Consider the following 16,764-nt stretch of genomic DNA (forward strand, 5'->3'; position numbering starts at 1 on the left):
AATGATGAAGCTCTATAACAACCCTCAGTCACGCGGCATGACCTTGCTGCCTATCCTTAAAGAACTACAGATTGAAGACCAGCTTGAGCAGGTGGAAGTTCCTTTTAAAGATATGCATCAACCTGAATATCTTCAGATCAATCCGATGGGTAAAGTTCCCTGTCTGGTTGATCAAGGCGTCGTAATTTCAGAAATGGCGGCTATTATCATCTATCTGGCAGATAAGTATCAGGACAAAGGATTGGCACCCGCTTTAGATGATCCCAAGCGTGGTACTTATTTAAAATGGATTTTCTTCTGTCATGGGCCACTGACTGAATATATTGATGTAAAAAATTTACAAGTATCTCAAGAACAGATTGAAAAGGTCCGAACCAGTTTAAGTTTTGGTAACGAAGCCGCGGTATTTGATTTTTTTAAACGAGGTTTGTCGCAGGCCAAGCCTTATCTTTTAGGTGAAAAAGTTTCTGCTGCAGATCTATATGTGGCCTATTGTCTGATCTTCGCAATTAGTACCAAAATTTTGCCGCCGTTGGAAGAATTTAAACCTTTCCTACAGCAAATGGCACGTCGTGATTCTCTCAAAGATATTTCATGGTTTGAGCAATACCGAACTTAGCTTTTATGTTCATCTATAAATAAAAACCACGCCGTAGCGTGGTTTTTTTGACTGAGGTCAATTATTTGACATGGAGCTTGTTAAATAGCGCCTGACTTGTGCTTTCTATAGATTGAGGAATCGCTAAGGCTGCCACGAAGCGGTCTGGACGCAGGATGACGATAGAGTCCTTGGTCTTGCCGAACCAGGTACGAATGTCCGTACCGATATCACCAATGGTGATCACATCTTCGTATTGCTTACGATGTTGATTAGACAACTGAACCGCAGGAATGACTTGGATAAATTTCACGCCAAGGTTTTTCCATTGCTGTATCGTTTCCTTGCTTAAGCCCCATTTCGGATCCACCCCCCAGGCAATGATGGCGAAGTCATTGCCAATCACTTCATCGAGTAATACAGTTTCACCAGACTCCAGTTTCACCTGCGGCTGAATAAACATCTTGCCGACTGGAGAGTCTTTTTGAGTATTGGCCAGCAGGGCACCATCATGATACTTCGGCATAGGCTTAAAGCGCATTTCCAGCAGGTACTGTTTGATTGGCTTAATATAGTTCAATGCATAAGCAATACCATCACGAACAAAACCTTGCCATTTTTTTGGTGGCGCAAGAACGTGGCCTGCCATCACTGAAAGATCAATCATCGCTTTGGCATGATCCTTACGTTCCACTTGGTAAGAGTCCAGTAATTCATGACTTGCTTTTCCCTGGATCACCAATGCGACTTTCCACGCCAAGTTAAAGGCATCACGCATACCGCTGTTATAGCCTTGGCCTTGCCATACCGGCATGATGTGCGCAGCATCACCAGCAAGCAGGATACGGTCAGCACGGAATTTATCTGCAATACGTGCATTGTGGGTATAGACACGTTGACGAATTACTTCGATTCCATCGGTATTCGGTAAAACTTTAGAAAGCAGTTTAGCAATATTTTCCGGTTTACTGAGTTCTTCCTGAGTTTCGCCTGGCATAACCATGAATTCGAAGCGGCGAATGCCATGCGGCAGGGCAGCTGATACATAAGGACGCACCGGGTCACAGCATAGATAAATATGTGGGGTTGCCAATGGGTCATTATCGATATCAATCACGATCCACTGGTTTGGCGCAGTTTCACCTTCGAATGGAATGTTGAGGGTACGGCGTACATAAGAGTTTCCACCATCACAGGCAATCAGGTATTGCGCACGAATGGTTTCTAAGCTGCCATTTTTAGTCTGAACATTTAAAGTTACACCCTCAGCATCCTGGCTGAAATGTGTCAGATGGCGAGAGAAAAGTACTTCAGTTTTTTTATATTGTTTGAGGCCTTCTAGCAGAACGTTATCTACTTGTGGCTGAATGAAAGCATTACGGCGGGAGAAACCAAATTCACGAGTCAGTGGCTGAATGTCTGCGAAGCAACGGCCTTTGGGTGTCAGGAAGCGCATGGCATGATTCGGGGTCGTATGCGGCAAGACCTGATCAACCAGTCCCAAAGATTGAATGGTACGCAAGGATTCATCATCAATGCCGATGGCACGCGGATAATCGATCAGACTATCTAGCTGTTCAACCACAGTGACCTGTACACCCTGTTTGCTTAAATAGTTGGCAATTGTTAAACCTACCGGGCCGGCCCCCAAAATCGCCACTTCAGTGGTGTAATTTGTATTGCTCATCGCGAATGTCCATTCCATCAATTCAGGATTGAGACTATTAAGGAACAATCAATAGCGCTAAACAAGCTAGTCCATAGTAGGTCATGTCTATCAAAAAGATTTAGTTGAAAAGAATTTTATTTTAATAAGTTATTGATAATAAATAATAATATTTAAATTTATTCATAAGATGAATGAATCCTATGATCATTTCTGGCTATAGTGAATAGCCTATAAGGTATAAAAAAGCTGAATCACGCAGTTGCATGATTCAGCCTTAGTCTACATCCGGCAGCATAGGTCAAACCTACTGGAGATTTACTGCACGAGATGTTGCTTTAAACCTGATTAACGAGTCGATGTCGACTTAGTCGTTTTTTTACCATCTTTGTCTTCTGTAGCAGCTTCAGACGCAGCAGGCTGGTCAGCAGGTCCAGCTGTGGTTACATTTGGATTTGGGTTATTCGTTGCAGGAAGTTCCTGAGTTGTCACAGTGACTTTCTGTTCCTCAGTGGTCTTCGTGTCAGTGGTGTTGTTTGCTGCAAAACTGGTAGCTGCGGCTGCAGTAAGCGTTGTTGCAAGTAAGATTTGTGTATATTTCATGTTGAGCATCCTTTTTATTACATTTATAAACTGCCGAATGACCATCACATCAATCCGGCAGGAAGTCATCCTAAGCATGAAAATTTTATGGAGCAAAGCAATTAACAAAAGCCGCACGAAGCTGTTAACCAAGCAAATACAATCATTGGAAATTTGTTTTCTTCTGTTAAATGTATAGGAAATTGTTAGCTGGAAATGTGTGTAAATATTTCAAATATAGCGTTTAAGTGAACTAGTTAACGGTTAAAAAGTACTTACTACAGACTGTTATTTTTATTTGAACCGAGATAAATAGAATCTAATCATCCAAGAATGAACATTTTTGCAAGAGTCCAGTGTTCTATAATAGTCAGGTTTACTCATTCTAATTCTATCTTTGAGAGAGAATCAATTTTGAAAGTTCTTGCCGCTCAGCAGCCTATTCCTGTACACATCATTTCCGGATTCTTGGGTGCTGGTAAAACCACTTTATTAAAATATTTACTGAGCCAGAAACCGGAGCAAGAAGTCTGGGCTGTGCTGATGAATGAGTTTGGTCAGATTGGCGTCGACCAGCAATTACTGCCTCAGGATCAGGGCTATGCAGTGAAAGAATTGCTGGGCGGCTGTTTATGTTGTAGCAGTCAGTTGCCAATGCAGATTGCTTTATCCCGGCTATTGTCAGAAACCAAACCGGACCGGCTATTTATTGAACCTACAGGACTCGGACATCCCGGGCAACTGCTGGAACAGCTCACCGAACCGCATTGGCAGAGTCATTTGAAAATGCAGGCTCTGGTCACGGTAGTCGATGGTTCACGTTTACATGATCGGGACTGGACGCATCAGAACCTGTATGCGGATCAGCTGAAAGTTGCCAATATCGTGGTTATTTCCCATGCTGATTTGATGACTGAAACTGATCATGCTGCTTTAACTGAACTCAAGTCTGAGTATCAGCCATATGCCCAGCACTGGCTGATGATAGAAAACGGACAGCTGGATATTGAGCAAATCAAACAGGATTATCAGGGTGCTTCACGTCAGATTCAGCCACTGCTCAAGCAACAGCGCCAAGTGTTGGGAGAGGTGCCGGCTGTCGTACATCAGTTGCCTTATCATTATGTTGAAAGTGCACAAGGCTATCAGGTGGCAGGTTGGAAATTGCCAAAACGCTGGCAGTTTGATTTTTATGATCTGCTGGATCTGCTTTGTGAGCAGCAGGATTGGCTCAGAATCAAAGGGATTTTTAATACCAATCAGGGCTGGAAAAGCTTTAATTTCAATCCTGATCAGTTTAATTATCAGTCTGCCGAAGAAGGCATTGATAACCGGGTAGAAGTGATTTACCAGACCTCACGTGACTGGCTGGAGTTTGAAACTGCTTTAATGCAATGCCGGATTGAGCAGGAAAAATAGCTTCGAATCTGTGTATAGAAAATAGCTAGATAAGACGAAATCTGTCCAGCAAAAAATCAATAAATCTTATATGCTAGGCGCCAAATTTGAGGATTGTATTATGGCGTTAAAAGCGACAATTTATAAGGCAGATTTGAACGTTGCCGATATGGATACCCATCGTTATGAAGACTATCAGTTGACGATGGCACTACATCCTTCGGAAACCATTGAACGTCTGATGGTACGTATTCTGGCTTATGCACGTTTTGCTGGCGAAGCGCTTGAATTTACCAAGGATCTGTTTGAGACTGATGAGCCAGCGCTGTGGGAAAAAGACCTGACTGGCCAATTATTGAAATGGATCGAAGTGGGTTGTCCTGACGAAGATAAAGTCAAAAAAGCCAGCGCACGTTGCAAACAGGTCGCAGTAGTTGCTTATGGTTCTTCAGTTGATGAATGGTATAAACGTAATTCCAAACTGAAAACGCTGTCGAATGTTGAGGTCTGGAAAATCTCGACCGCCAGCACTGAAGCGGTACAACAGTTATGTGAACGTACCATGCAGCTGCAACTGAATGTCATGGATGGCGAATGGACCTTGATCGGTGATCAGGCCCAAGCTGTAATTGAATGGGAACAGTTACAATAACAGCCAATAAGGATGCAAGTCTCGGCTTGTATCCTGATTCAGAAATTGCGTATACCTGACAATAATAAAAATGAAACAGGGATAAATATATGCATCCGGATCTTTATCGTTTGCTCATTGCCCTCGGTATTGGTGCAATTATTGGTGCAGAACGCGAATATCGCAGTAAGTCTGCCGGTTTGCGGACTATGATCATGGTCAGTCTGAGTTCCTGCTTGTTCACGATTATGTCAATCAAAATTGGTCTGGATAGTCAGGATAGGATTGCAGCCAATATCCTTACTGGCTTGGGCTTTGTTGGTGCGGGAGTTATCTTTAAAGATGAAAACCGGATTTCAGGCATTACGACAGCGACAACCATCTGGATGACAGCAGCACTGGGCATGGCAGCTGGCGCGGGTTATGAATGGCTGAGTCTGTTTGCTACTTTTATTGTATTAATCGTGCTGATTTTTCTGATCTATGTCCAAGAGGGAATAGAAACTTTAAGTCAGGCACGAACCTACCGAATTATCTGTCCTTATCAACGTAAAACCTTAGAGCAATACGAAGAATTATTTAAAACTTATAATATGAAAGTCGTTCGCAGTGTGCAGCATAAAACGGAACACCGTATTAGTGGACGCTGGATTTTAATTGGCTCCGCCGAAAATCATAAAAAATTGACTAACTATTTACTGAATGATTCAAATATCCAGGAACTCAGCTTTTAATCCTTTAAGCCTCAAAGCTAAAGGAATTCTGTCTAATCCCGTTTATACTATGCGTATTTGCCAGAGAAAGGATATTGGTCATGACCAAAGAGCTAGAAATTATTGATTTGAAAGTGGGTGAAGGTAAAGAAGCGGTTAAGGGCGCGCTTATTACGACTCACTATACTGGCTGGCTAGAAGATGGCACCAAGTTTGACTCATCACTGGATCGTGGTAACTATTTTGAAACCGTGATTGGCACTGGCCGTGTGATCAAGGGCTGGGATCAAGGGATTATCGGTATGAAAGTGGGCGGTAAGCGTAAACTAATTGTGCCTGCTCATTTGGCTTATGGTGAACGTAAAATGGGGAATATCATCCCGGCCAATTCAAACCTGATTTTTGAAATCGAACTGTATGATGTTAAAACACGTGATTGATTCACTGAAATAAGCTTCATTCATTGTGATGAGTGAATGTTGAACGGGTGAAGTCATAGCTAGATGGACTTCATCCGATGAGCTACAAAAAAAGCTTTGCACTCCCTGCTATTCGACGTAGATTATAAGAAGAATAAAGCACTTTTCAGGAAAATACTGTCTTTGCAAAACATGATAAGGAATGTCTATTCTGTAATATTGATTTGGAGCATTAGCTGGGTCCTATTAGTGATGATTCCAGTTTTCGCCCAGGCATCTCTTGAATCTTCCTCTGTCACGCAGCACAGTCAACCGCATATTTCCGAAATTCACTTTACTGAAGATCATAGTAGCCAATTGCCCCAAAATTGGCAGTTTTATCCAAACCAGTTTATTACTGAACCAAGTTCCGTACTTACTCCGCAAGAGGTTCAATTACCCGCTTCATTTAAAGACCTGACCGGTTCAAATATTGGCTATGGAACCTTTATCGGACATTTCAAAATTCCATCAGAATTTATCGGACGTCGGATCGCCGTGCATATTCCGGCTGAATATGGTGCCTATCGAATCTATATCGATGGAAAATTTATTCTGCGGCATGGGGAAATTGCGAAAACAGCGGAAGAGCAGAGAAATGAAAGGGCTCCTCGAATCGGTTATTTTGTTCCTGAGAGTGAATATTTCACCATGAGTATTCAGGCCTCAAACTATACCCATCTGCATGGCGGGATTGAACAGCCTATACGCATTGGAACAGCCGGAACTATTAACCGTCAGTATCAGCAGCTTATGATGAGCATCAGTATAGTCTGTGGACTGGTGCTTGGGGTGGGTTTTTTTACGATTCTTTTTTCAATGTTTCGGGGTTCAACAGAACGCAATAGCAAAAGTATTTTTATCTTTGGCTTGTTCATTATTTTTCTGGCCCTGCATAACTTTTTTGCAGCGCCGTATGCCTATTCGATCGTGACTAAGCTCGGTTGGCTATGGGGAACACGCCTAGAATATCTGTTCACTTTCCTGGCGATTCTATTTTTCCTCAGTTATATGTACCTGTTTAATCAGCGCTATTTGCATCGATTTATTTATAGTGTTGCCGCAGGACTTTTACTACTGAACTGTGTCGTAACCCTGTTGATCGATCCGGAAAATTTTCAACGTCTGGCCTTGTATAGTGCGATTTTCGGGATAGTCGTGGTGGTCAATTTTATCTATGGCTTTTATCAGACTTTACATCATAAAGACAATTATTCGCGCTTGACTCTCTATGCGGTCATTTTTCTATGCCTGACCTTTATAAATGACTATTTATTGCTGATCAATGTGATTGAAAGTGTGCATCTGTCTTTTATCTCGACCAGTCTGTATGCTGTGATCATCATGTTTCAGCAGTCGCAAAATTATGCCCATCAAACCTATGCGACAGAGCAGTTGAATATGAATCTGAAAGAGTTAAATAATTCACTCGATCAGAAAGTCAAAGCACGTACCGAGCAATTACGTGAACTGAATGCCAAACTCGAACATCAGGTGAATATTGATGCTTTGACGGGTGCCTTTAACCGCCGTGCTTTAAATGACCAAATCCAGCAGCAGTTTTTATACTGTCAGCAACATCCACACAGTACACTGATTTTTGCCATGCTCGATGTCGACTATTTTAAAAACTACAATGATTATTATGGGCACTTAAAAGGAGATGAAATTTTACAGAATCTGGTCAAGGTCATTCAGACGGTACTCCCCGAATCCGCGTATTTAGCCCGTTATGGTGGAGAAGAATTTGCGATTCTACTTACTGATGTACCTGTCCAGCCAGCATTTCAATCTCTGGAAAAAGTCTTAATCAAGATTCGCGAACAGCAATTTGAACATTTAAATCGCACAGATGATAAATCCTATGTCACGGTCAGTATGGGCATTTCCTGGATGGATCAAACACATCCATATCCAGATATTCATGCACTGATGAAAGCGGCAGATGTACAGTTATATGCGGCTAAGCAGGCAGGGCGAGATCAACTTAAAATGACATAAAAAAGTTTTAATTTTAAAAAGCGTATTTATATAAATGATAATTTTCTTCATTTTCCGATTGAGGATTCGGTGAGAAAAATCCATTTTTTTGATAATAACTTAAAGCTGTTTGAGTCGATTGGACTTTAATTTTATGGATATTTTTACGCACTAAGGATTTGTGCATCTGATCAAAAAGCTGGGTGCCAACCCCGAGTCGCTGGAAACGTGCAGCCACATAGTGCATCAGGATTTCTCCAGTGTCACTGACCAGCAAAAAGCCGACAATCTGATCATTCAAAATATACACCCAACAGTCGTTATAAAGCATTTCCACAATTAACTGGGCGTGATTAAACTGCTCCAGCCAGCGCTGGATCACGCTGTCTTCACGTTGATGATCCAAAATACAGGATTGAATACTGTCGTGGATGACCTGAATTATTTGAGGTATATCTTGAATCTTCCCTTCACGAATCATAATTTTATTCATTTACTCGACCATAAAGAGGGACCTTTTATTTGAAGGAAAATGCTCAGAAAAACAAATACCAATCGTGTAGCTTTTTGAGTGCATTTGCTAAAGAACCAAGAGTTGATGATCGATTCTGTAGTGATTTGTCTGATTTATTTATCTTGATCAATATTGGCCTTCTGGTTTAATTCTAATTTTTAACAAGATTTTAGACTATCATTTCAAATTGAATAATGGGAAATAAGGCTCAACCGAAGAAAAAATCCAAGAAGATCTAAAAAAATCCTCATGTTTGCTGTACAAAAAATAGACTTGTGTTAAGTTAAAAGAAGATCGCCAAATCAAGAATTGGCAGACCGTGATAAAAATAAAATTAACCACACGAGATGATCAATGATTCTTAAATTCCTGATTTTTTCATGTCTAGCCCTGATAATTTATGCGATGTGGTTTATCGGCATGAAAATCTATAAAACCCAGCGTTATGTAAAAAGTAAACGTGTCAAAAAAGCGGACCCGATTTCCAGGAATGCTGAAGAGAATCAATCTGATTCTCAGGAAACCTTGCATGTGGTCGATGCCTATGAGCTGGAACTGTTTGATGACGTGGCGCAATTATTTTTCCAACATCAGGTTCAGATTCAGGATCGCAATGAAGCAGAGCAGTTACAGCAGGAATTGCTCCGTAAGATGCCGATGCATACCGGTACACAAATCCGTCAGATGGATTTAGGCGAATGGTCAATTTTCTGGAATTTTTATGACCAGTCACTGGAGTATTATGTCGGCCGTTATGGGGTATTTTATGCCCATGTCGACCGTTTCGGCGAGGAACACCGTCAGGAAATCCGAACCAATGTTCAACAGGCACGTTATGCTTAAGCAGCTAAATGCTTAAATGCTCTAGAAACTAAAATCAAGCTGCATATTTGAGTTGATGTAATTCGCTGAACTTGGTAAGCACTTCATCCCAGAGCTGTTCTGCGCCCTGACGGAAATAACCCATATGTCCCATATGCTTGAGTCCATAATCAGCTGCCTGAATATTGATATAATGCAACGGAGCCTGACGATAATGTTGCATAAAGGCTTGTCTGGATTCAGGTAAGGCCCAGGCATCATCAAGCGCGGCTACGGCATAAATAGGTGTTTTTACCGCGGCATAATGGGCATGCAGGTCTTTCAGTTCAGGATCGGCAAAGAAATAGGTCGGATTTTTACACCATTTGCGCCACTGACGATAAACATCACGTGGCAAGTCAGCGCCCATATTTAAACGGTTCCATGGCAAATAACCTGTCACTGCCACCATCGGTGGGAAAACAATATTCCAGATTACCTGAACCTTGATTCTTTCAGTTAAAGGCATATAACCATGCCAGCCAGCACCAGTGCCAAAGCAGTACATTGCTTCAATGCGATCATGATATTTGCTTAATCCCAAGGCCTGTCCGCCATAGGAATGGCCAATCATATAGATGTCCAGACCGGTTTGGCTGAGATAATCAATCGCAGCGCTGAGATCATATTGCCCCCAGTCCAGATAGGACATCTTAAAATTCTTTAACCGTTTAGGTGCAGAATCAGCCACCCCGCGATAATCAAAAGTCAGTACCTGAAAACCTGCATGTGCTGCATAATCGGCAAAGCGCCGGTAAAAAGCTTGGGGAACACCTGTCGCACAGGCGATGACAATATTGGCTTTGGCATATTCACTGCGGTAAAGCTTGCCGGTTAAGGTATAGCCATCTTCTGCCAAAAACTGCACGGTTTCAACCTGAACTTTTCCTTGTTGCATACTGGATATCCTTATACGTGGATTGAATCAGGGGAGGTGAATCTATATTATTTTTAATCTGATCTAAGCCATGATGTCAAAACTCACGAGTCGTAAATGACATCTATGCTTACCTATATGGCATGTAATCGCCTCATACAAAAGGAAGGGCTGCCTCATGCTGATTGATTTTCATCAGGCACAATTACAGAAATTTATGGCTTTAGCGACTCAGGTTGAAGCAGAACCGGAACACTATTTACAGTTTGATTCCGTTTCTGATTTTTATAAGGCCAGCTGGTTAAAGAAATTTCCTGCGGGTACGGTCTGGTATGCTTCCGGCCTAGATGATGGGGCAGAAGAATTTCATGCGGTCATTGAGTATCGTGAAGTTCAGCTTTTACTCAGCTGTGGACCCTGTATATCTGCAAAAATTGCCTGGAAACATTGACCTCAATGCCAATTTTTCTCAATAAAAAAATAATGACAGCCGATGTAAAATTGACTTAAATAGCTTATCTTCTCTGTCAGATGATTCATTTGACTTAATTTGAGTCCATAACCCCTAATAAAAATAAGGAAAATAGATATGGCCCACCAGTTTACCGTAAATGCAATTATTCGCGGTGTTTCGATTGATGAATTTAAACGTCTGGCAAATGACATCAGTTTGCATGAAGCGGTTTGTCATCGGATCCCTGCTCAAAATATGGAAATTCTGGTTTCAGAAAAGCAGGGACACCTGTATACCCTGAAACGTGCCTACAATCTGGATGTCAAAATCCCAGATATTGCCAAAAAACTGCTAAAAGATGCATTTCGCTTGCAACGTACCGATGTCAGCAATTTAGAAGAAATGACTTCTGTTGTGGAACTAGGTGCCAATCTGCCAATTGAAGCCAAATGTCAGCGTGCCGTTACAGGTGATGAACAGCAGATCCAGTTCCAGTTAAACTGGACGGTGAATGTGAAAGTGCCTTTGGTCGGTGGCATGCTAGAAAAACATGCCGAAGGTGAAATCCGTAAGTTCAGTGAAATCGAGATCAGCATCGTGGAAGATGAGCTACGCAAGAATCTGACAGCTTAAGCTCGTATTTTTACGATTAGAAAAAGAGCCTTTGAGTCAGGCTCTTTTTTATTTTAGGCTGTTTTTTCAAATTTGCTGCGGTAAAGCAGGGCAGTGAATAGGGTCACTAGACACACAGTCCAGATATAGTACAGGGCACCAATATTACTATACAGGCTCAACCATTGCACCAGTGGCAAGGTGATTCCACCTGCAATCGCATAGGCCAGATTATAGGAAAATGAAATTCCGCTGAAACGGATTTGTGCCGGGAACATTTTCACCATGCTATAGGACACCATGCCCACGGTTCCTGAGCTTAGACCGAGCAACATGTAAAGCATGAACACCGTTGACGCTTCAACATGACCCAGACTGTGATAAAAAATCCCGGCCATTGCCGCGACAAAAATAGAGCCAAGTAAAATGACCTTGCCTGCACCGAAACGGTCAGCCAGTACACCCGCAATAATGCAACCGAGCATTTGCATCAGGATCGCAGCACTTTGCATTTTGAATGCATCAGCACGTTCGAAGCCAAAACTAGCCCCCAGCAGATTCGGCATCGCCAGAATCAAGACCACCACACAGCCGGTCAGGAACCAGGTAAATAACATCCCGATGCCTACAGCAGTTTTGTGGCTTAACAGCACTTGCTTGACCGGTAATTCTTTAGAAAGCTCTTTTCGAGCTTGCATGGCTTTAAAAACTGGAGTTTCTTTCAAATAACTGCGCAGGTAAAGGGCAATAAAACCGAAAATCCCACCCAGAATGAATGGAACGCGCCAAGCCCAGTCTTTGATTTCCGCTTCAGTGAACTGAAGTGAAATAAATAACGACATTAGGGCACCAAGTAGAATCCCGAGCGATAGGCCGGCAGTCAGCAAACCATTGGCAATCCCAATTCGGCGTTCTGGCACATGCTCTGACACAAAGGTCCAGGCAGCCGGAATTTCACCGCCAATCGCAATACCTTGAATAACACGCATCAATAGCAGCAGTAATGGTGCAGCATAACCAATACTTTCAAAGGTTGGCATGATCCCGATCATGAGGGTCGGTAGCGCCATCAGCAAGATGGATAGACTGAATAGACGTTTACGACCGATCAGATCCCCAAAATGTGCCATCACCACACCACCGAGTGGGCGGAAGAAATAGCCTGCAGCAAAGATGCCATAGGTATTCAGCATGGCCCAAAATGGACTCAGGGTACTTGGAAAGAACAGTTCGGAAATTAGTTTGGCGTAGAACACATAAATGACAAAATCATAGAATTCCAGTGCGCCACCTAGGGACGATAGTCCGAGGGTGCGTTTATCAGCACGGCTCAGATAGGGTTGTGCATTCATGTGGTCGTTCCATTATTTAATATCCATGACTTGAATGCTGATTTTAAAGAAGGGTTATTTTCTTGAATAATCAATCTTTCTTTGTTTAATCTAAACTAAAAGTTATTAAAATTTGAACGAACGAAATTATTTGGAATATTTTGATTAATTATTTTCCTGTTAAGTGAAGTTTTTAAGGCAACCATAAGCTGGATTTCGACATACTACTTAAAACACAGCTTATCTTTTTTAGACGTATTTATTCATTTTAGTATGATGTTCATTCTGTAATTTTCCCTCTAAGATAGAGTTAAATGAAAAAAATACAGGATAGCGCGATGACAAATACCTTGGCGGTGGCACAGCAAGGTGAGGCCATTTTAACCCTAATTGCCAGTCCGGTCACACAGGCTGAATTTGACAGTGACTGGTTGCGGCAATTTAACAGCGCCTTGATGGAGACCATGCAACAACGTCAGGGCGTGGGCATTGCAGCACCGCAGGTTTATGTCTCTAAACGCATTATTATTGTCGCATCACGGCCCAATTTACGTTATCCAGACGCGCCGTATATGGAAGCTGTGACCATGATCAATCCGGAGATTATCAGTACTTCAGCTACACAAGTATTGGGTGAGGAAGGCTGTTTAAGTGTGCCCGAGCAAAGAGGGAGGGTAGTTCGAGCAGAAGAGATTCAGGTACGTTATTTTACGTTAGAGGGAAATGAAATGGTTCAAGTGTTCAAAGGCTTTCCGGCACGAATTGTACAGCACGAAATTGACCACCTGAATGGAATTCTATTTGTAGAGAAGCTTGCAGAAGCATAATTACTTGGTCTGAATTGCAGTGCCATAAGCAAAGACTTCAACCATACCGCCTTGCATGCCAAGTTCAGTCGTACTGAGGCGGATTCCCATAATCTGGTCAGCGCCCATTTTTTCTGCTTCCAGTTTTAACCGTACTATAGCTTCACGTCGTGCCCGTTCAACGACACTCTCATAACTGGTCAAACGACCACCTAACATGTTTTGCACATTAGCAATCGCATATTTAAAGTAATCATGTGAAATGACCACATTGCTGCTGATCATATGACCGGGGAATGTAGATTCGTTAAAACGGCTATTATTGACCCGGATATAAGCTAAACGCTGTTCCTGCTCATCCAGATATTGCAGATGCTTGCGCTCGTTATAGCGACCAAAACCGAAACCCACGCTGAACAGAATGGCAAAAATGACAATCTGTATAATCAATCCGTCCATGCATTAGTTCGCCTGTGGAAATGGATCAGGCAGTTTAGGCATGACTGGATCAGCGATGACTGCTGTGCCATAAACAAACAGTTCAGAAGCACCTTGGGCAATATTTGAGGTAGAAAAACGAATACCCACAATCGCATTGGCACCCATACTGCGAGCTTTTTCAATCATCCGGTTCATGGCTTCCTGACGGGATTCTTCCAGTAATTCGGTATAAGCGGTCAACTCGCCGCCGACAATATTTTTCAGGCCGGCCAGCAAATCACGTCCAACATGCTTACTGCGCACAGTACTGCCATAGACCACATCGATTTGCTGGCGAATGGTATGTCCCGGTACAGATTCCAGATTGCTTAGTAACATTCATATCCCTAAATTAGAAAAAATACTTTGATTATTATTACACTTAAAATAGATAGTTTAGTCATTATAAATTTCTTCAGATGACTCAGGCAGCTGGGGTAAATACTTTGTTTGGATCACCCCTTGAGCTGACCAATAGGGAAGTTCAAGTTCAGTAATACCTTCTGCATAAGAAGCCAATTCATACAATGGATAGACAAATACAATTCCATTGGCATTGAAATAGAAATTATCACTTACTTCAAATGCATTTTGCTCAATATGATGTTGTTCAAGCCACTCACGATTATGTTCGTAAAGTTCAGTTTTGAGTTTTTCTTTGCTTGCAGGTGCCAAAATATCATTCAGGCTTAAACGCTGCTTGGTATTGAGATCAAAAATAACGTAGTCACTATGATGCATACCATGTGCAGCGCCTGCTGGGTAATATTCGGAAAAGTATGTAAAGTTTGCGATATTGTAATGCTGACCGATATAACGTACAGCAGTGGTACTGTAGTTGGTTGATGGCATTTCAGGATCAAGAGTGACCTCTACAGCAGGTGATTTGTCGAAAGCTTCAGCATGGTCTTTTTGTAAACGCTCCAAAAAATATTGGTTTAACCAATTTACATTCGTTTTCACTGTTTGCAGATGATATTTAGTGCAACTGGCAAACTCATCCTCACTGGCTGGATGGCATACTTCATTTTTACTGAGCTGTACACGTTCAGTTTTAGCCTTAATCAACGGTAAGCTTTCTTTTTCAGCGACGGTTTCCGCTGTTGGTTCAGGTTTTGAATCTACTGTATTTTTTTGTTGGCATGCGGTTAAGAAAATTGAACTTACCAAGGCAGATAACAATATTTTTTTCATCGATTTACATTTTATAAAGTGTTAAGTCTCATCCAATTGAGTATACAGATTTCTTGATTCAATAAAATATATCGGCTATTGGACCAACGTATAAAAAAAGCCCACCGAAGTGAGCTTTTCTGAAAAAGAGATTAAGCTTATTTTGCCTGTTCGGCACGACGCTGTTCGGTCACAGACGGGCGATACGGTACGGTGTCTGAAGTGTTAACTTTCAAACCACCACCAAGACTCTTGTACAGCTCAACCTGGCTGTTCAGATTCGCCTGTTCAAGTAATAACAAACCTTGTTCCGCTGCATATGAAGCACGTTGTGCATCCAGTACAGTCAGATAGCTGTCAATACCGGCACGGAAACGTGCTAGAGACAGGCGGTAAGTCGTGTTAGTCGCATCAACCAGACGGCGTTGAGCAGCAATACGGTCACCAATATTCTGACGTACCGCCAGGGCATCATTCACTTCACGGAATGCAGTCTGAATGGATTTTTCATAATCTGACAGCGCAATTTGCTGATCTGTTTCAGAAATACGAATATTGGCCTGACGTGTACCCCAATCGAAAATTGGAATATCCAGACTTGGGCCTATAGACCACGCAAAACTGCCAGATTTGAACAGATCACCCAGATCCGCAGATGCAAAACCTGCAGAACCCGTCAGACTGATGGTTGGGTACAGACGTGCACGGGCAGCCCCAATATTGGCACCTGCCGCAGACAGACGGTATTCAGCTGCACGTACATCCGGACGGTTAATCAGCAGGTCACTTGGTAAGCCTGCACCTAGGGCCGCATTAGAGGTAATGCGGGTAACACGTTGTGCCGGTAACAGGTTGGCCGGTACGGGTTGACCTACAAGCAGATTTAACAAGTTTTGTGCCTGAGCCACCTGGGTGCGATAGTTGGCAACATCATTACGTGCAGTTTCAACAGAAATCTGTGCCTGACGTACTGGAAGTTCGCTATCGATCCCCACATCAAAACGTTTCTTGTTCAGGTTGTAAGATTCAAGCTGGGCTTTCAGCGTTTGCTCAGCCAGCGCCAGATTGGCATTGGCAAATGAGTAACTCAGCCATGCTTGGGCCACCTGACCGATCAGAGAAATCTGAGTCGCATCACGCGCACTTTGAGTCGCCAGATAAGTATCCAGTGCATTGTCACGCAAGCTACGCACACGACCCCAGAAATCCAGCTCAAATGCAGTTACGCCTAGACCGACATTATAAGTCGTTACAGCGCCACGGCTTTGCGGGTTGTTACTGCCAGTATCCTGACGTAACACGCTGCCGCTCGCACCAATGGTTGGCAGGCGGTCATTTTCAGAAATCTGATAAGCCTGTTGGGCACGCTGAATGTTTAATGCGGCAGTACGCAAATCACGGTTATTGGTCAATGCCAAGTCCAGTACCTGTAACAGGCGCTGGTCAGCAAAGAATTCTTTATAACCCTGTTCTGCTACAGAAGTACCTGAAGCATTGGTATAACTGCTTGGGATATTTGCCTCTGCAACGGGCTCTGGGCCACGCATGCTTTGACATGCAGTCAAAGCAAGCGCGAGGGCAGATACCGCAATGCTACGACCTGTAATAGACCATATATTTTGCATTACGA

The 16,764-nt window shown here is 42.6% G+C and carries 19 protein-coding genes; 10 read left to right on the plus strand and 9 right to left on the minus strand.

Features of this window, described 5'->3' with window-relative positions:
- Window positions 1-4: 4 nt before the first annotated feature.
- Complete coding sequence (locus tag FTV18_RS03680) at window positions 5-619, plus strand: glutathione S-transferase family protein (protein WP_171505579.1); 615 nt, start codon at window positions 5-7, stop codon at window positions 617-619.
- A 61-nt stretch (window positions 620-680) separates the two neighbouring features.
- Here the strand turns inward: FTV18_RS03680 and FTV18_RS03685 are convergent, their stop codons facing one another.
- Together FTV18_RS03685 and FTV18_RS03690 are read right to left on the minus strand one after the other, a co-directional pair.
- Complete coding sequence (locus FTV18_RS03685) at window positions 681-2,285, minus strand: bifunctional 3-(3-hydroxy-phenyl)propionate/3-hydroxycinnamic acid hydroxylase (protein ID WP_180010564.1); 1,605 nt, start codon at window positions 2,283-2,285, stop codon at window positions 681-683.
- A 327-nt stretch (window positions 2,286-2,612) separates the two neighbouring features.
- Window positions 2,613-2,867 (minus strand): hypothetical protein, encoded by a 255-nt coding sequence (locus FTV18_RS03690; RefSeq protein WP_004784941.1) that lies wholly within the window; start codon window positions 2,865-2,867, stop codon window positions 2,613-2,615.
- Window positions 2,868-3,260: 393 nt separating this feature from the next.
- Here FTV18_RS03690 and FTV18_RS03695 point away from each other — a divergent pair, with 393 nt between their 5' ends.
- The 5 genes from FTV18_RS03695 to FTV18_RS03715 all read left to right on the plus strand — a co-directional run bounded on the left by FTV18_RS03695 (window position 3,261) and on the right by FTV18_RS03715 (window position 8,047).
- Window positions 3,261-4,265 (plus strand): GTP-binding protein, encoded by a 1,005-nt coding sequence (locus FTV18_RS03695; RefSeq protein WP_180010566.1) that lies wholly within the window; start codon window positions 3,261-3,263, stop codon window positions 4,263-4,265.
- Between the two features lie 100 nt (window positions 4,266-4,365).
- Window positions 4,366-4,896, plus strand: a complete 531-nt coding sequence (locus FTV18_RS03700; RefSeq protein ID WP_103799664.1) for a YaeQ family protein — start codon at window positions 4,366-4,368, stop codon at window positions 4,894-4,896.
- 89 nt (window positions 4,897-4,985) lie between these two features.
- Window positions 4,986-5,609, plus strand: coding sequence for an MgtC/SapB family protein (locus FTV18_RS03705; RefSeq protein WP_103799665.1), 624 nt, complete (start codon window positions 4,986-4,988; stop codon window positions 5,607-5,609).
- An 80-nt stretch (window positions 5,610-5,689) separates the two neighbouring features.
- The gene (locus FTV18_RS03710; protein ID WP_159123393.1) at window positions 5,690-6,028 is read left to right on the plus strand and encodes an FKBP-type peptidyl-prolyl cis-trans isomerase; all 339 of its coding nucleotides are present in this window, start codon (window positions 5,690-5,692) and stop codon (window positions 6,026-6,028) included.
- Window positions 6,029-6,259: 231 nt separating this feature from the next.
- Window positions 6,260-8,047: a diguanylate cyclase gene (locus FTV18_RS03715; protein WP_257218385.1), complete on the plus strand. Its 1,788-nt coding sequence runs from the start codon at window positions 6,260-6,262 to the stop codon at window positions 8,045-8,047.
- A gap of 13 nt (window positions 8,048-8,060) precedes the next feature.
- Here the strand turns inward: FTV18_RS03715 and FTV18_RS03720 are convergent, their stop codons facing one another.
- Window positions 8,061-8,507: a GNAT family N-acetyltransferase gene (locus FTV18_RS03720; RefSeq protein ID WP_180010725.1), complete on the minus strand. Its 447-nt coding sequence runs from the start codon at window positions 8,505-8,507 to the stop codon at window positions 8,061-8,063.
- Window positions 8,508-8,897: 390 nt separating this feature from the next.
- Between FTV18_RS03720 and FTV18_RS03725 the strand changes: the two genes are divergently transcribed.
- Window positions 8,898-9,383 (plus strand): hypothetical protein, encoded by a 486-nt coding sequence (locus FTV18_RS03725; protein WP_180010727.1) that lies wholly within the window; start codon window positions 8,898-8,900, stop codon window positions 9,381-9,383.
- Window positions 9,384-9,417: 34 nt separating this feature from the next.
- Here the strand turns inward: FTV18_RS03725 and FTV18_RS03730 are convergent, their stop codons facing one another.
- Window positions 9,418-10,299 carry an alpha/beta fold hydrolase gene (locus tag FTV18_RS03730; RefSeq protein WP_180010578.1) on the minus strand — a complete coding sequence of 294 codons (882 nt, stop codon included), beginning with the start codon at window positions 10,297-10,299 and terminating at the stop codon, window positions 9,418-9,420.
- Between the two features lie 157 nt (window positions 10,300-10,456).
- Here FTV18_RS03730 and FTV18_RS03735 point away from each other — a divergent pair, with 157 nt between their 5' ends.
- On the plus strand, window positions 10,457-10,729 hold the full coding sequence (locus FTV18_RS03735) for a hypothetical protein (RefSeq protein ID WP_004784921.1): 273 nt from the start codon (window positions 10,457-10,459) through the stop codon (window positions 10,727-10,729).
- Between the two features lie 138 nt (window positions 10,730-10,867).
- Complete coding sequence (locus FTV18_RS03740) at window positions 10,868-11,365, plus strand: DUF2505 family protein (protein WP_159123396.1); 498 nt, start codon at window positions 10,868-10,870, stop codon at window positions 11,363-11,365.
- A 53-nt stretch (window positions 11,366-11,418) separates the two neighbouring features.
- Here FTV18_RS03740 and FTV18_RS03745 read toward each other — a convergent pair whose 3' ends face one another.
- Window positions 11,419-12,696 carry an MFS transporter gene (locus tag FTV18_RS03745; RefSeq protein ID WP_180010580.1) on the minus strand — a complete coding sequence of 426 codons (1,278 nt, stop codon included), beginning with the start codon at window positions 12,694-12,696 and terminating at the stop codon, window positions 11,419-11,421.
- A gap of 317 nt (window positions 12,697-13,013) precedes the next feature.
- On the opposite strand from FTV18_RS03745, the gene def reads away from it, so the two are divergent.
- Window positions 13,014-13,502: a peptide deformylase gene (def, locus tag FTV18_RS03750; RefSeq protein ID WP_180010582.1), complete on the plus strand. Its 489-nt coding sequence runs from the start codon at window positions 13,014-13,016 to the stop codon at window positions 13,500-13,502.
- On the opposite strand, the gene FTV18_RS03755 is transcribed toward def, so the two are convergent.
- The 4 genes from FTV18_RS03755 to adeK all read right to left on the minus strand — a co-directional run bounded on the left by FTV18_RS03755 (window position 13,503) and on the right by adeK (window position 16,759).
- Window positions 13,503-13,940, minus strand: a complete 438-nt coding sequence (locus tag FTV18_RS03755) for a YbjQ family protein (protein ID WP_159123399.1) — start codon at window positions 13,938-13,940, stop codon at window positions 13,503-13,505. It abuts the gene before it with no gap.
- Between the two features lie 3 nt (window positions 13,941-13,943).
- Window positions 13,944-14,300: a YbjQ family protein gene (locus FTV18_RS03760; RefSeq protein ID WP_004784911.1), complete on the minus strand. Its 357-nt coding sequence runs from the start codon at window positions 14,298-14,300 to the stop codon at window positions 13,944-13,946.
- 57 nt (window positions 14,301-14,357) lie between these two features.
- The gene (locus FTV18_RS03765; RefSeq protein ID WP_159123400.1) at window positions 14,358-15,155 is read right to left on the minus strand and encodes an RsiV family protein; all 798 of its coding nucleotides are present in this window, start codon (window positions 15,153-15,155) and stop codon (window positions 14,358-14,360) included.
- 137 nt (window positions 15,156-15,292) lie between these two features.
- Complete coding sequence (gene adeK / locus FTV18_RS03770; protein ID WP_103799675.1) at window positions 15,293-16,759, minus strand: multidrug efflux RND transporter AdeIJK outer membrane channel subunit AdeK; 1,467 nt, start codon at window positions 16,757-16,759, stop codon at window positions 15,293-15,295.
- Window positions 16,760-16,764 lie beyond the last annotated feature (5 nt).

The organism is Acinetobacter sp. YH12241 (genome assembly GCF_013417535.1).
Lineage (GTDB): Bacteria > Pseudomonadota > Gammaproteobacteria > Pseudomonadales > Moraxellaceae > Acinetobacter.